This window comes from Pseudomonas sp. 9AZ (assembly GCF_902506525.1).
GTDB classification, from domain to species: Bacteria; Pseudomonadota; Gammaproteobacteria; order Pseudomonadales; family Pseudomonadaceae; genus Aquipseudomonas; species Aquipseudomonas peli.
This window is the reverse complement of record NZ_LR733840.1, coordinates 645,169-660,022: the sequence shown is the minus strand read 5'-3', so window position 1 is coordinate 660,022 and position 14,854 is coordinate 645,169. Positions and strand designations below refer to the sequence as shown.

Genomic DNA, 14,854 nt, shown 5'->3' with positions numbered 1-14,854 from the left:
TCAGTGTTTGTAGGCCGTGTGGAACACCGCGCAGTTCTTGCCGGCATGTTTCGCCCGGTACAGGGCCTGGTCGGCCAGTTCCAGTGCTTCGGCCAGGTTGCTGCTGTCCAGCGGCCAGAGTGCTCCGCCGATGCTGCAGCCGACCTTGACCTGATTGTTGCCCAAATCGACCGGCGCACTCAGCGCCGCCAGGGTGCGTTCGGCTATCAGCTGCGCTTGCACCAGGGCTTCGCTGCTGGGTACCTGAAGCACCATCAGGAACTCGTCCCCGCCCAGGCGCGCGACCAGATCACCTTCGCGCAGGCAGCTGCGCAGGCGCACCGCCACCTCGCGTAGCAGCTGATCGCCTGCAGCATGGCCGAACTGGTCATTGATCGGCTTGAAACCATCCAGATCCAGATAGAACAACGCCAGGCAATTGCTGTTGGCCTGGCTGCGTTGCTGGGCGCGTGGCAGGTAGCTTTCCAAGGCGACGCGGTTGGGCAGGCCGGTGAGGGCGTCGTGGTGGGCGAGATTTTCCATGACGCCGAGGGCGTTTTGCTGGTGAGTCAGGCTCTCCACCAAATGGCGGATCGAGTTGCTGAGTGCTTCGATCTCCCGGGTGCTTTTCAGCTCCGGTATCGCACTGATTTCTCCGGCGCTGAGGCGGTCCGCCGCCTCGGCGATCTGCCGCAAGGGGCGGGTGAAGTAGCCGGTGATTAGCCAACCCAATAGCGCAAACAGCAGCGCCAGGACGCTACCCCAAAGCAGAATGTAGAGCGTGGTTTCGCGCGCTGGGGCGTAGGCTTCGTCCAGCGGTTGGCGGGCAATTACTGTCCAGCCCAGCCCCTTGTAATCCATGTGGCCTTGGCTCAGCGCCAGGCCCGTGAGGTACTGCTTGCCGTCCGGCCATTCCTGCACGGCCCACAAGTCATCGCGTTGCGTCACTTCGTTAAGGGCGGGCAGGTGCAGGCGTTGGCCGATCATGTCTTTGGGCGCCAGAAGGATCGTGCGGTCCTTGCCGATCACAAAGAACTCGACATTACGGCGTTTCTGGATCGGTTCGAGAATGGCCCGGCGCACTTCGTCAGCCCACGACCAGGACAGGTGCGAGGCCAACACGCCCACCAGGCTGCCGTCTGTGGCAAACACCGGCAGGCTGATATCAACGAATTTCATGGCCTCACCGGTTGGGTTGGGCAGCAGTTTGGCCAGCAGCACGGCTTCATGCACATCGCCGATAAATACGTTTTTTTGTGCTTCGAGGAACACGGGGCGCTGGCCGATGCTGGCGCCCTCAAGCACGCCATCGCTTGAGGCCAGCACCGTGCCCTGGGTATCGGTAAAACCGATCCAGGCGATGCTCGGGAATTCGGTTTGCAGGCGATCAAGCAACACGCGCACTTCAACAATATCGTCTGGCTGGCGCAGGGCGCGCAGTTTGCCGATCACCTGCAGCATGGCGGCGCGGCTCTGCATGTCACGGTCTAGGCGATCAACCATCATAAAGGAGACTTCGGCGAGGTCGCGGCCCACTTCCTCACGGATGCGCTGGCTGGCGTCATTGCCAATCAGGGTGCCGAGCAACCAGCTCAGGCTGGCGACCAGCAGGGCGATCAGAATGGCGAAGCGGCTACGCAGGCTGTGCGATGAAGTCATGGCACGACGGCTCCTGAGGGCGGGTAGGCAGTGTACAGGTGAGTTTGAGTATAGTGCGCCGTTGGTCTGCATGGCTGTGCGCCAGCGCCAATTGCGGGCTGCAAGGGCGGATTCGAGTGGGGTATACTCGCCGGCTTTTCCGAAAGTTTGACCTACGAGTGCTGCCAGCCATGGAAATCAACCCGATCCTTAATAGCATCAAGGACCTGTCCGAGCGCACCCAGACTATTCGGGGGTATCTTTGACTACGATCACAAGCATGATCGTCTGGTCGAAGTAAACCGCGAACTCGAAGACGCTAACGTCTGGAACAACCCCGAATACGCACAGAACCTGGGCCGCGAACGCGCCATGCTGGCGCAGATCGTCGAGACCATCGACGATCTTACTGGCAGTCTGGCCGACTCGCGCGACCTGCTCGATATGGCCGTCGAAGAGAACGACGAAGGTGCGGTGAGCGATATCGTCAGCGAAATCGAGCGCCTGCGCGGCATTCTCGAGAAGCTGGAATTCCGCCGTATGTTCAGCGGCGACATGGACATGAACAACGCCTACCTCGACATTCAGGCCGGCTCCGGCGGCACCGAGGCGCAGGACTGGGCCAACATCCTATTGCGCATGTACCTGCGCTGGGCTGACAAACGTGGTTTCAGCGCCGAGATCGTCGAGCTGTCTGCCGGCGAAGTCGCCGGGATCAAGGGCGCTACCGTGCACATCAAGGGCGAGTATGCCTTTGGCTGGCTGCGTACCGAGATCGGCGTGCACCGCTTGGTGCGTAAGAGTCCGTTCGACTCTGGCAACCGTCGCCACACCTCGTTCTCGGCGGTGTTCGTCTCGCCGGAAATCGATGACAACATCGAGATCGAGATCAACCCGGCTGACCTGCGCATCGACACCTACCGCTCCTCTGGTGCCGGTGGTCAGCACGTAAACACCACCGACTCGGCGGTACGTATCACCCACGTACCAACCAACACCGTGGTGGCGTGCCAAAACGAACGCTCACAGCATGCCAACAAAGACACCGCAATGAAGATGTTGCGTGCGCGCTTGTACGAGCAGGAAGTGCAGAAGCGCAACGCTGCCTCCCAGGCGCTGGAAGAGACCAAGTCGGATATTGGCTGGGGCCACCAGATCCGCTCCTATGTGCTCGATGCTTCGCGGATCAAGGATCTGCGGACCAACATCGAACGCAGCGATTGCGACAAGGTGCTCGACGGCGATATCGACGAATACCTCGAAGCCAGCCTGAAACAGGGCCTGTAAGACCTTTCAGTTCCTCCCCCTGTGCGGGGAGGTGACGAACCCGTGACGGAAACCGATGACCATGAGCGACCAACAACTCGACCAGCACGACCTGCAACAGGAAGAAAACAAGCTGGTTGCCCAGCGCAAGGAAAAGCTTGCTGCTATCCGTGAACAGGGCAATGCCTTCCCGAATGATTTCCGCCGTGACAACTACTGCGCCGACCTGCAGAAACGGTACGCCGAATCGAGCAAGGAAGAGCTGGCCGAGGCGGCCATTCCGGTCAAAGTGGCTGGGCGCATCATGCTCAACCGTGGCTCGTTCATGGTGATTCAAGACATGACCGGGCGCATCCAGGTCTACGTCAACCGCAAGACTCTGTCGGAAGAAACTCTGGCCGCGGTGAAAACCTGGGACATGGGCGACATCATCTCCGCCGTTGGCACCCTGGCCCGTTCCGGCAAGGGCGACCTGTACGTGGAAATGACCGACGTGCGCCTGCTGACCAAGTCGCTGCGCCCGCTGCCGGACAAGCATCATGGCCTGAGCGATACCGAGCAGCGCTACCGTCAGCGCTACGTTGACCTGATCGTCAACGAAGACGTGCGCCAGACGTTCCGCGTGCGCTCGCAGGTTATCGCGCACATCCGCAGCTTTCTGATGAAGCGCGACTTCCTTGAAGTGGAAACGCCGATGCTGCAGACCATCCCAGGTGGCGCAGCGGCCAAGCCGTTCGAGACGCATCACAACGCCCTAGATATGCAGATGTTCCTGCGTATCGCGCCGGAGCTTTACCTCAAGCGTCTGGTGGTGGGCGGCTTCGAGAAGGTGTTCGAGATCAACCGCAACTTCCGTAACGAAGGTGTCTCGACTCGGCATAACCCGGAATTCACCATGTTGGAGTTCTACCAGGCTTACGCCGACTACGAAGACAACATGGACCTGACCGAGGAGCTGTTCCGCGAGCTGGCTCAGCTGGTACTCGGCACCACCGACGTGCCTTATGGCGACAAAGTGTTCCACTTTGGCGAGCCGTTCGTGCGTCTTTCGGTGTTCGACTCGATCCTCAAGTACAACCCTGAGCTGACTGCTGCCGACCTGACCGACATCGACAAGGCCCGTGCCATCGCCAAGAAGGCCGGCGCCAAGGTGCTGGGTTTTGAAGGTCTGGGCAAATTGCAGGTGATGATTTTCGAAGAGCTGGTCGAGCACAAGCTGGAGCAGCCTCACTTCATTACGCGCTACCCATTTGAAGTGTCGCCGCTGGCCCGTCGCAGTGATGATGATCCGAGCGTGACCGACCGCTTCGAGCTGTTTATCGGTGGCCGCGAGATCGCCAACGCCTACTCCGAGCTCAACGATGCCGAAGATCAGGCTGCGCGCTTTATGCAGCAAGTGGCCGACAAGGACGCCGGTGACGACGAAGCCATGCACTACGACGCCGACTTCGTCCGCGCCCTGGAGTACGGCATGCCGCCGACCGCGGGTGAGGGGATTGGTATCGACCGTTTGGTGATGCTGCTGACTAATTCACCATCGATTCGCGACGTGATCCTGTTCCCGCACATGCGTCCGCAGGCCTGATGTTGCTAAGCCGCCTCCGGGCGGCTTTTTATTGCCTGGCTTTTTATTGTCTGCAGATGGATTATTTTTGAGATTTACTGACTAAGTCATTAGTAATCTTGAATAAACGACAGAGGATCGTCTTGCTGTGACAGCCAAGCCTGCCCAAGAAAGCGCCACCCTGGTGGCCAACGCCGTCGCCGAGAGCGTGCAATACCACGGCCGCAAAGCCAGCCGACAGGGCAGTGAACAGCGCCGCCAGGCCATTCTCGATGCCGCCATGCGTATTATCGTACGTGAAGGCGTGCGTGCCGTACGCCACCGCGCGGTGGCCGCTGAGGCCGAAGTGCCGCTGTCGGCGACTACTTATTACTTCAAAGACATCAACGACCTGATCACCGACACCTTCGCTCAGTTCGTAGAGCGCAGCGCAGCGCATATGGGCCAGTTCTGGAGCAGTACCGAAGGGTTGTTGCGTGAGCAGGTCAACCGTCTAGATGGCAGTGCCGAGGCGCGCCGGCGTCTGGCCAATGAAATCGCCCGGTTGGCGGTGGAGTACGTGCGTCAGCAATTGCTGACCCGCCGTGAGCACCTGCTGGCCGAGCAGGCCTTTCAGCAGGAGGCCTTGCTTAACCCACGCCTGCATGAACTGTTGCGGGCCCATCGGCAGATTCTGCTGCAGGGCGTGACGCACTTCTTTGAAGTGCTGGGCTCACAACAAGCAGAGCAGGATGCCAAGCTCTTGACGGCGATTATTGTGCGCATGGAGTATCAGGGCCTGCTTGATGGCGTTGATCATCTAGACAGTGAAGAGATGTTGGCCATGCTTAAACGTTATATGCATCTGGTACTGGGCTTGTAACCCGGTCAATCCGTTTACAAGGAGAGCTGAATGAAAGCCTGGCGCGCGCTGCTTGCCGTGTCCTTCCTGTTGCTTGGTGGCTGTCTGGTAACCTTCAAGGACCCGATTCCCGCCAATGAAGCAGCCCCGATTCCCTTGCTTGGCGAGTGGTCGCGCAAGAATGAGTGGGGCGAGCAGCTGTATCTGCAAATTACCCGCTCTGGCTCTAACGTTTACAAGGCGCGGGCCTATGTCGACAGCCTGGACAACCTCGACAGCGTCGAGGAGTACGGCTTTACCGTGGCCCATCATGGCCGCCGCTGGTACCTCTCTGTAGGGTTGCCGAAAAGCCTGGGGGCGAACTTCGCCATCGCCGGTTTTGAGCTGACCACCAGCAATGAGCTGGTGATCTACAACCTGGATGTCGACCGCATCCTTCAAGAGTTGGAGCAAGGTGCCTTACAGGGCGAGGTGATTGATGGTGCAGAAGGCGATGGCGTGCTGATCAGCAGCCCGCTGGAGCAGGTGTTCAGCTATCTCGACGATCAGGCCAATTCGGATGTGTTTATCGAAGTCGCGCGTTATCAGCGAGCGGGTGACTAGCAGGTTGTGGTGAGGAAAGCATGAACAGTCATACCGGGTTGGACGATTATCAGCTGATCGTGCGCGCGCTGTCCGACCGTCTAGTCGACGCGCAGACGCCGATTCGCGTGCTGGATGCGGTGAAATGGGACGACTCGATCCGTAGCGAGTTTCTCAAGCACAAAGGCAAGAAACTGCCAGCCGTTGACCGCGCCTACTACGCCAACCGGCCGCTGCCCTTTGATGCGGCGGCGAAGAAGCTGGAATTCCAGAATATCGAGCGCGACATCACTCGCCAGCTTGGCCAGTTCAACCCGGTGGGCAAGATCATGCGGCGCATGTGCCGCGAGTACCGCATGGTTATTCGCATGCTCGAAGCACGCGGCACCGAGGACTTTGGCCTGATCAGCCAGGAACTCTACGGTGCGGCTTCCGACGCCTTCCATGCCGGCGATCCAACCCTGGCCGACCTGGGCCTGATGTTTTCCGACTTCCTGAATAACATCGACAAGCGCGGCGACCTCAAGGATGAAGCCAAGACCCTGACCGCCAAAGAGGCCGTCAACCTGCTGCAACAGCGCCTGAACAAGGTGTTTGGCGAGGAGGAGGGCACCATTCGGGTGTTTGAGTCTGACGGTATTCTCGCCGATGCGGCCGCCGGTGCCGACTACATCAAGATCCGCGCCGATGCGATGTTCAATGAGCGCGATGTAAAAGCCCTGGAAGTGCACGAGGGCCTGGTGCACGTGGCGACCACCCTGAATGGTCTGAGCCAGCCGGTTTGCACCTTTCTGGCCAAGGGCCCGCCCTCGTCCACGGTGACCCAGGAAGGCCTGGCAATCCTGATGGAGGTGATCACCTTTGCCTCCTACCCAACCCGTTTACGCAAGCTGACCAACCGCACCCGCGCCATTCACATGGCTGAAGAGGGCGCGGATTTCCTGCAAGTGTTCGACTTCTACCGCGAGCAGGGTTTTAGCCAGGAGCAGAGCTACAGCAACGCCAACCGGGTGTTCCGTGGTTCCACCCCCAACGGCCTGCCTTTCACCAAGGACCTGTCCTACTTGAAAGGCTTCATCATGATTTACAACTACATCCAGCTGGCTGTGCGCAAAGGCAAGCTGGAGCAGATTCCGCTGCTGTTCTGCGGCAAGACCACCCTGGAAGACATGCGCTCCTTGCGTCAGCTGGTGGATGAGGGGTTGGTTGTTGCGCCCAAGTACCTGCCACCGCAGTTCAGTGATCTCAACTCGCTGTCGGCCTGGATGTGTTTCTCCAACTTCCTCAATCACCTGAGTCTTGATCGGATCGAAGCCGACTACGCCAACATCCTGTGACCATTTTGTTGAGCGCCGCCGCAACTCACTGACCTCTAATTGATCGTAGGTTGAGGCGTTAGTACGCCGCTAGACCCCGCCGCGTCGACGGCCACTGCCATCAGCTCAGGAGCCACTATGCCCAGCCATCAACTCGACTACGAAATCCTTGGCGCCTCCGCGCAGAGCGTGGAGGTCATTCTTGATCCCGGCGAAACGGTGATCGCCGAAGCTGGGGTGATGAACTATATGACCGACGGCATCCGCTTTGAAACACGCATGGGCGATGGTGCCGCCAGCGGTGTGCTGGGCACACTGTGGGGCATGGGCAAGCGCATGCTGACCGGTGAATCGCTGTTTATGACGCACTTCTCCAATGCCGGTAAAACCCCGGCGCGCGTAGCGTTTGCGGCGCCTTATCCCGGCACCGTGGTGCCGATCCAGTTGGCGGAGCATGGCGGTACGCTGATTTGCCAGAAAGACGCCTTTCTCTGCGCCGCCTATGGCACGGCAGTCGGGATCAGCTTTAACAAGCGTCTGGGCGCCGGTTTCTTCGGTGGTGAAGGGTTTATTCTGCAGAAGCTCGAAGGTGACGGCCTGGCCTTTGTGCATGCCGGTGGCACGGTCATTCGCAAGGAACTGAATAACGAAACCCTGCGCCTGGACACCGGTTGTCTGGTGGCTTTTACCAGCGGCATTGATTACGACATCGCCCTGGCTGGCGACCTGAAAAGCATGCTGTTCGGCGGCGAGGGGATCCTCCTCGCTACGCTCAAGGGCACTGGTACGGTGTGGGTGCAGAGCCTGCCGTTCTCGCGCCTGGCCGAGCGCATCTATGAAGCGACGTTCAAAGCACGCGAGGAAGTACGCGCTGGCGGCAAATGATGCGGCAATCTGGGCCTTTGCAGGCGTGAATGTTTGCTGCAAGCTGCGCCGCCTGTGCTTAGCCCGCTAACTGAAAAATCCGAGAGCCTGTTATGAGTGAAGTAAACCCCATCCCGCTGATCCTCACCGGTATTGGCAGCATCTGCGCCACGGTGGCTGTGCTCAGCTATTACGGCTACCTGCACATCGCCAAGCCAGAGGATGCGTTGCTGCTGTCCGAGTTCACCATGCTCAAGACGGTGCCGGGCGAGGACTATAAAGTCTCCCTCAAACCTGCCAGCCAAGTCGCCCAGTGCATTGATGGCGTACTGGTGATGTTTGACCTGGAGCAGAAGGGTCTGAGCGGCGTACTCGTCGACCGCCGCAAGCAGGCTGTGCGCTGCAGCGAAGGCCAATAACCTCAGCCCGTCTGCTTTTGCTGTTCGCTGAGGCGCTGCAAATGTCGGCGTGACAGGGCGAGGAAGCGCGGTGTGAGGCCGATGTCTTCATACAGCGGATCGCCCTGTTCATCGCTGGCCACCACCTTGCTGCCCTGAACGTAGGGCAGGCTGGCCTCCAGCTCATCGAGCGCGGCACCGAGCAATTCCCCGAGCAGCTCTTCAATGTGGTGCTTGGGGTACATCTCCTGCAAGGCCGCCAGACGCGCTTCGGCTTCCAGGTCGAGTCGTATCTGATAAGGCGTTGCGCTCAGCCGCCCTTGGGCATTCTCCTGCCAGTGCTGAACAAGCTCGCGAATCTTCATGATGACCTCGTGTCTGTTCTGTGCCCGCCCTGTGAGTCTGGGCTGGGCTTGCTTAACTCAGACTAGTGCCTGCCCCGATAAGTGCGGCCGCAGCGTCGCGCACTTGTAAGAAGTTGGCGCGCTGGGCACTCTGGAGGCAGGATCAGCGGAGGCAACACTCATGGCAGAAATCGACGCGCGTCTGCGCGAGGACGTCCACCAGCTCGGCGAACTACTGGGTAACACCATCAGCGTGCAGCATGGCGCTGCCTTTCTCGACAAGATTGAGCGCATTCGCAAGGGCGCTAAGGCCTCGCGCCGCGGTTCGCAGGAGGGTGCAGAGCAACTCAGTGCAACCCTCAATCAACTGGATGATGACGAGCTGCTGCCGGTGGCGCGGGCGTTCAACCAATTTCTCAACCTGGCCAATATCGCCGAGCAGTACCACCGTGTACGCCGCCGCGCGCCGGGTGAAGCGCAGCCGTTTGAAGACAATATGCTTGCCGATCTGCTGCAGCGGTTATCCAGCAACGGCCACAAAGGCGAGGCGCTGGCCCGTCAGTTCGGCCGCCTGGATATCGAGCTGGTGCTGACCGCGCACCCCACCGAAGTGGCGCGGCGCACCCTGATTCAGAAATACGATGCGATAGCCGAACAGCTGGCGGCCGGCGACCATAGCGACCTCTCGGCGGCCGAGCGTGAGCAGGTCAAACAGCGCTTGCAGCGGCTGATTGCCGAGGCCTGGCACACCGAGGAAATCCGCCGCAGCCGGCCGAGCCCGGTGGATGAAGCCAAATGGGGCTTTGCGGTGATCGAACATTCGCTCTGGCATGCCATTCCCAATGTGCTGCGCAAGGCCGATCAAGTGCTGCACAGCGCCACCGGGTTGCACCTGCCGTTGGATTCCGCACCGATTCGCTTCGCCTCCTGGATGGGCGGCGACCGCGACGGCAACCCAAATGTCACCGCAAGCATTACCCGCGAAGTGCTGCTGCTGGCGCGCTGGATGGCGGCGGATCTGTACTTGCGCGATGTCGATAACCTGGCCGCCGATCTGTCCATGCAGCAGGCCAGCCCGGCTCTGCTGGCGCGTGTAGGCGAGAGCGCCGAGCCCTATCGTAGTCTGCTCAAACAGCTGCGTGAGCGTCTACGTGCCACCCGCAGCTGGGCCCAGGCCGCGCTGCATGAGCAAGTGCCGGCGTCTGCTGCTGTGTTGCAGGACAACCGCGAGCTGCTCGATCCGCTGACCCTGTGTTACCAGTCGCTGCATGAATGCGGCATGGGCGTGATCGCCGATGGCCCGTTGCTCGATTGCCTGCGCCGCGCGGCGACCTTCGGGCTGTTTCTAGTGTGTCTGGATGTGCGTCAGGACTCCAGTCGCCACGCCGCCGCCATGAGTGAAATCACCGATTACCTCGGCCTGGGTCGTTACGCCGAGTGGGATGAAGAAGCGCGCCTGGCGTTTCTGCTGAAAGAGCTGGAGAACCGCCGGCCGCTGCTGCCGGGGCATTTCAAACCCAGCGGCGAAACCGCAGAGGTACTGGCCACCTGCCGTGAAGTGGCCAGTGCGCCTGCCGCATCCCTGGGTTCCTACGTGATCTCCATGGCCGGTGCGGCTTCCGATGTGCTGGCAGTGCAACTGCTACTCAAGGAAGCCGGGTTGCAACGGCCGATGCGCGTGGTGCCGCTGTTTGAAACCCTCGCCGATCTGGACAACGCCGGTCCGGTGATCAGCCGGCTGCTGGCGCTGCATGGCTACCGCGCGCGCTTGCACGGGCCGCAGGAAGTAATGATCGGTTACTCCGACTCGGCCAAGGACGCTGGCACCACTGCGGCGGCCTGGGCGCAGTACCGTGCCCAGGAAACCCTGGTGCAGGTGTGCCGTGAACAGGATGTCGAGCTGCTGCTGTTTCACGGCCGCGGCGGTACGGTGGGGCGTGGCGGTGGCCCGGCACATGCGGCGATTCTGTCGCAGCCGCCCGGTTCGGTGACGGGGCGTTTCCGCACCACCGAGCAGGGTGAAATGATTCGTTTCAAATTCGGCCTTCCAGATATCGCCGAACAGAACCTCAATCTCTACCTGGCAGCAGTGCTGGAAGCCACCTTGTTGCCGCCGCCTAGCCCGGAGCCGGCCTGGCGCGAGTTGATGGACAAACTGGCCAGCGATGGCGTCAGCGCCTACCGCGCGGTGGTGCGTGAACACCCGTTATTCGTCGACTATTTCCGCCAGGCTACGCCGGAGCAGGAGTTGGGCCGCTTGCCTTTGGGCAGCCGCCCGGCCAAGCGTCGCGAGGGTGGCGTCGAGAGCCTGCGCGCGATTCCGTGGATTTTCGCCTGGACGCAAACGCGCCTGATGCTGCCGGCCTGGCTGGGCTGGGAAGCGGCGCTGGACAATGCCTTGCAGCGCGGCGAAGGCGAGCTGCTCGGGCAGATGCGCGAGCACTGGCCGTTCTTCCGCACGCGTATCGACATGCTGGAGATGGTGCTGGCCAAGGCCGACGAGTCCATCGCCCAGTTGTATGACGAGCGTTTGGTCGAGCCAGCCCTGCGTCCGCTGGGTGAGCATCTACGCGGCCTATTGTCGCAGGCGGTGGTCGCAGTGCTGGGTTTGACCGAGCAGTCGCAGCTCTTGGCGCACAGCCCGGAAACCCTGGAGTCGATCAGTGTGCGCAACACCTACCTGGACCCGCTGCACCTGCTCCAGGCCGAGCTGCTGGCGCGCTCACGGCTGCGTGATAATCAGGCCGACAGCCCTCTGGAACAGGCCTTGCTGGTCAGTGTGGCGGGTATTGCGGCGGGGTTGCGTAACACCGGCTAGGCGTATTGCAGAGGGAAGAGGGGGCTTTCGCTGGAACATATGTAGTGCGCTGGCGAAAGCACTACCTTTCAGAGGTGGTCGCAGGTGTATCCGACTTTCGGTGGCTTGTGCGCTATGGGTGCGCTGTGTATCTTGAGCGGCCTTTCGGCACTCTGGCCCAGTTTGGCAGCGCTGCTTGAACAATTCTGAGATTGGCCCCACGAGGCGAGTCCGACGATTTTTACTTAAATCTTGAGGAGCACATCGATGCGCGTGATTTTGCTGGGGGCGCCCGGTGCCGGTAAAGGTACCCAAGCTGGTTTCATCACCAAGAAGTTTGGTATTCCGCAAATCTCCACCGGTGACATGCTGCGTGCTGCGGTCAAGGCTGGCACTGAATTGGGCCTGGTTGCCAAAAGCGTGATGGACAGCGGTGGTCTGGTCTCCGATGACCTGATCATCAATCTGGTCAAGGAGCGCATCGCCCAAGCCGATTGCGCCAATGGTTTCCTCTTTGATGGCTTCCCGCGCACCATTCCTCAGGCTGAAGCCCTGAAGGAAGCCGGCGTGGTCATCGACAACGTGGTCGAAATTGCCGTTGATGACGAAGAAATCGTCGGCCGTATCGCGGGTCGTCGCGTGCACCCTGCATCGGGCCGCGTCTACCACACCGAGCACAATCCGCCGAAAGTCGCCGGTATTGACGATGAAACCGGTGAAGCGCTGATCCAGCGTGACGACGATAAAGAAGAAACCGTGCGTCATCGCCTGTCGGTCTACCATTCGCAGACCAAGCCGCTGGTGGACTTCTATCAGAAGCTCGCTGCCGCTGATGGCACGCCGAAGTACAGCGCCATCGCCGGCGTTGGCTCGGTCGACGAGATCACTGCCAAGGTGCTTGCTGCGCTCAGCTAAGCCCTGCTGCAGTCAGCCAACGGCCCGCTTTTGCGGGCCGTTGTCGTTTCTGCGGTTGGCGCGCTGGACTCGCTGAGCGTCGTTCATGGAACAGTAACCTTGCTCGCCTAAGTTAGCATCGGTTTGGTCTATACCAGGATGGGCTGGTCGTAGGCATTAAGCCTTTACTTATACTAAGGAAGAGAGCGCATTCAATGACCGAGAAAACAGCAAAGAGTGCCATCTGGTTGGGCCTTGCGTTAGCACTGGTGGGGAGTCCTGCGACCTTCGCCGAGACTCCGGCGAAGCCCAAGACCGACTGCAGCGTTGCCGAGTTCACCATGGGGCTGCGCTTCCAGCAGCAATCGGCGGAAGTTCAGGCCCTGCAGCTGCAGGCGTACAACATCGCGACGCTGAAGCTGGATGCGGCAGTGGCCGCAGCGAAAGATCCGTCCAAGCTGGCCATCGTTACCGACTTGGATGAAACCGTTATTGATAACAGCGCCCTGCTTGCGCGTGATCTGGCCAACTGTCACACCTATGACGCCTGGGACACCTGGCTGCCTTGGGAGCGTGACGGTACTCCTGCGCTGATTCCAGGTGCGAAGCAATTTCTTGAGCACGCCGACAAGCTCGGGGTGACCATTCGCTACATCTCTGATCGCGCCGATGAGCAGAAGAAGTACACCCTGGCCACGCTGAGCAAGCTCGGGCTGCCGCAAATCTCTGAAGAAAGCGTGCTGTTGCTGGGGCCGCCTAAAGTGGAACGTCGCGCCATCGTCAGTGCAGATCATCAGATCGTGTTGCTGCTGGGGGACACCCTGCATGACTTCGATGCGCGTTTTCGCAAGACGCCGCTAGCCGATCAACGCGCTACCGTGGCCGCCGAAGCAGGTAAATGGGGCACCGAGTGGATTGTCTTCCCCAACGCGAGTTACGGCACTTGGTCCAAAGCGCCGTTGCAAGGTTGGGATGCCAAGACCGTTATCCAGCCCTGGTAAGCACGCTTTAGTCAGGCAGCAGCGGGCCTGTTCTGGCTCGCTGCAAGCTTGTGATGCTGTGAGTTCGCTCGCGTGACAGGCGCGCGCGACAGTGATTGCGCTGGAAAAAAATGCCTCAAGCCGGTCTAATGCCCGTCCATTTCGTCACCTGTCCGACTGCAATGACCACTCTCCTGGCCCTGGATACTGCCACCGAAGCCTGCTCCGTTGCCCTGCTGCATAACGGTCAGGTGCTCAGCCACTACGAAGTGATTCCGCGCCTGCACGCCCAGCGTCTGCTGCCCATGATCAAGCAGCTGCTAGCCGATGCCGAGGTGCCGTTGTCGGCGCTCGACGCAATTGCCTTTGGCCGCGGTCCTGGCGCTTTTACCGGTGTACGGATTGCCATTGGCGTGGTGCAGGGGTTGGCGTTTGCCCTGGAGCGTCCGGTGCTGCCTGTTTCCAATCTGGCCGTGCTGGCGCAGCGCAGCTTGCGTGAGCATGGCGCGCAGCAGGTGGCTGCAGCCATTGATGCGCGTATGGATGAAGTCTATTGGGGCTGCTACCGCGCTGAGCAGGGCGAAATGCGCCTGGCCGGCGTCGAGGCTGTATTGCCTCCGGAGCGTGCCTGTCTGCCGGGTGATGCCAGCGGCGACTGGTTTGCTGCCGGTACTGGTTGGGGCACCTTTGCAGCGCGTATTCCAGTTGCCGTCAGCGGGCAGGATGCCGCCATGCTGCCGCATGCCGAAGACCTGCTCAGCCTGGCGCGCTTTGCCTGGGCGCGTGGTGAGGCGCTGGACGCTGACCTGGCGCAGCCGGTCTACCTGCGGGATCAAGTGGCCACGCCCAAAGCCTCGGTTTAAACCGCTGGGTATCGGCGCACCTTCTGTCGCGCATATTGCCGCGTTGCACCGCGCTTGATTGCCAAGCCGGTCTACGGGGGCTAAATTGCCATCACTTGTGTCCATCGTTGGCTAAGCAAGCCGAGCAGTAACTGATGCGTATCGACGGTTTTACCTCCTCTTATTCGCCAGACCGCAGTGCCCGCTCGGGCTCTGCGGTTACGCCATTTCGCGAAGCACAGCGCGAGATTGAGGAGCGTCGCGAGCAGCCTGCATCACCTGCCAGCACCCAGGGCTTTGAGCCAGTAGCCCAAACGCGCAAGGTCGAAGCCGGTAATGCCAGCAGCGACAGCCTGCCTTCGCGCCTGCAAGACCAGCTGTATCAGCCGCCACTGAACAACCGCGCCGCCCAGGCGTTGGCCAGCTACAGCTCAACCGCCAGTTTCGCCAGCGAGGCGGATGCCCAGCAGGTTATGGGCCTCGACCTCTACGCCTAGAAGAACCCCTGCGAAACTACTGCGCTCGGCCATGCCGCGTTGATATCAGCCT

14 protein-coding genes are annotated in these 14,854 nt (G+C 60.6%); 12 read left to right on the top strand and 2 right to left on the bottom strand.

Going from position 1 to position 14,854, the window contains the following annotated elements; all coding sequences use genetic code 11:
* On the bottom strand, positions 1–1,638 hold the full coding sequence (locus tag ALTER154_RS03210) for a diguanylate cyclase domain-containing protein (protein WP_160085220.1): 1,638 nt from the start codon (positions 1,636–1,638) through the stop codon (positions 1–3).
* A 170-nt stretch (positions 1,639–1,808) separates the two neighbouring features.
* On the opposite strand from ALTER154_RS03210, the gene prfB reads away from it, so the two are divergent.
* The 7 genes from prfB (at position 1,809) to ALTER154_RS03175 (ending at position 8,469) form a co-directional block, all read left to right on the top strand.
* A protein-coding gene (gene prfB, locus ALTER154_RS03205; protein ID WP_160085219.1) for a peptide chain release factor 2 occupies positions 1,809–2,904 on the top strand; the annotation gives its coding sequence in 2 pieces (ribosomal slippage) (positions 1,809–1,880 and positions 1,882–2,904; 1,095 coding nt in all).
* 61 nt (positions 2,905–2,965) lie between these two features.
* Positions 2,966–4,468, top strand: a complete 1,503-nt coding sequence (gene lysS, locus ALTER154_RS03200) for a lysine--tRNA ligase (RefSeq protein WP_090251173.1) — start codon at positions 2,966–2,968, stop codon at positions 4,466–4,468.
* 127 nt (positions 4,469–4,595) lie between these two features.
* Positions 4,596–5,309, top strand: coding sequence for a TetR/AcrR family transcriptional regulator (locus ALTER154_RS03195; RefSeq protein ID WP_160085218.1), 714 nt, complete (start codon positions 4,596–4,598; stop codon positions 5,307–5,309).
* A gap of 30 nt (positions 5,310–5,339) precedes the next feature.
* Positions 5,340–5,891: a hypothetical protein gene (locus ALTER154_RS03190; RefSeq protein ID WP_160085217.1), complete on the top strand. Its 552-nt coding sequence runs from the start codon at positions 5,340–5,342 to the stop codon at positions 5,889–5,891.
* 20 nt (positions 5,892–5,911) lie between these two features.
* Positions 5,912–7,207, top strand: a complete 1,296-nt coding sequence (locus tag ALTER154_RS03185) for a flavohemoglobin expression-modulating QEGLA motif protein (protein ID WP_090248540.1) — start codon at positions 5,912–5,914, stop codon at positions 7,205–7,207.
* Positions 7,208–7,324: 117 nt separating this feature from the next.
* A complete protein-coding gene (locus ALTER154_RS03180; protein ID WP_160085216.1) occupies positions 7,325–8,071 on the top strand; it encodes a TIGR00266 family protein in 747 nt (248 codons plus the stop codon).
* Positions 8,072–8,163: 92 nt separating this feature from the next.
* A complete protein-coding gene (locus tag ALTER154_RS03175; RefSeq protein WP_090248537.1) occupies positions 8,164–8,469 on the top strand; it encodes a hypothetical protein in 306 nt (101 codons plus the stop codon).
* A 2-nt stretch (positions 8,470–8,471) separates the two neighbouring features.
* Here the strand turns inward: ALTER154_RS03175 and ALTER154_RS03170 are convergent, their stop codons facing one another.
* Positions 8,472–8,813 carry a pilin assembly protein gene (locus tag ALTER154_RS03170; protein WP_160085215.1) on the bottom strand — a complete coding sequence of 114 codons (342 nt, stop codon included), beginning with the start codon at positions 8,811–8,813 and terminating at the stop codon, positions 8,472–8,474.
* A 160-nt stretch (positions 8,814–8,973) separates the two neighbouring features.
* Here ALTER154_RS03170 and ppc point away from each other — a divergent pair, with 160 nt between their 5' ends.
* The 5 genes from ppc to ALTER154_RS03145 all read left to right on the top strand — a co-directional run bounded on the left by ppc (position 8,974) and on the right by ALTER154_RS03145 (position 14,802).
* The gene (gene ppc, locus ALTER154_RS03165) at positions 8,974–11,610 is read left to right on the top strand and encodes a phosphoenolpyruvate carboxylase (RefSeq protein WP_160085214.1); all 2,637 of its coding nucleotides are present in this window, start codon (positions 8,974–8,976) and stop codon (positions 11,608–11,610) included.
* Between the two features lie 246 nt (positions 11,611–11,856).
* A complete protein-coding gene (gene adk, locus ALTER154_RS03160) occupies positions 11,857–12,504 on the top strand; it encodes an adenylate kinase (RefSeq protein WP_090248532.1) in 648 nt (215 codons plus the stop codon).
* Between the two features lie 194 nt (positions 12,505–12,698).
* On the top strand, positions 12,699–13,484 hold the full coding sequence (locus ALTER154_RS03155; protein ID WP_160085213.1) for a 5'-nucleotidase, lipoprotein e(P4) family: 786 nt from the start codon (positions 12,699–12,701) through the stop codon (positions 13,482–13,484).
* Between the two features lie 161 nt (positions 13,485–13,645).
* Positions 13,646–14,326: a tRNA (adenosine(37)-N6)-threonylcarbamoyltransferase complex dimerization subunit type 1 TsaB gene (gene tsaB / locus ALTER154_RS03150; protein ID WP_160085212.1), complete on the top strand. Its 681-nt coding sequence runs from the start codon at positions 13,646–13,648 to the stop codon at positions 14,324–14,326.
* Between the two features lie 134 nt (positions 14,327–14,460).
* Positions 14,461–14,802 (top strand): hypothetical protein, encoded by a 342-nt coding sequence (locus tag ALTER154_RS03145; RefSeq protein ID WP_160085211.1) that lies wholly within the window; start codon positions 14,461–14,463, stop codon positions 14,800–14,802.
* Positions 14,803–14,854 lie beyond the last annotated feature (52 nt).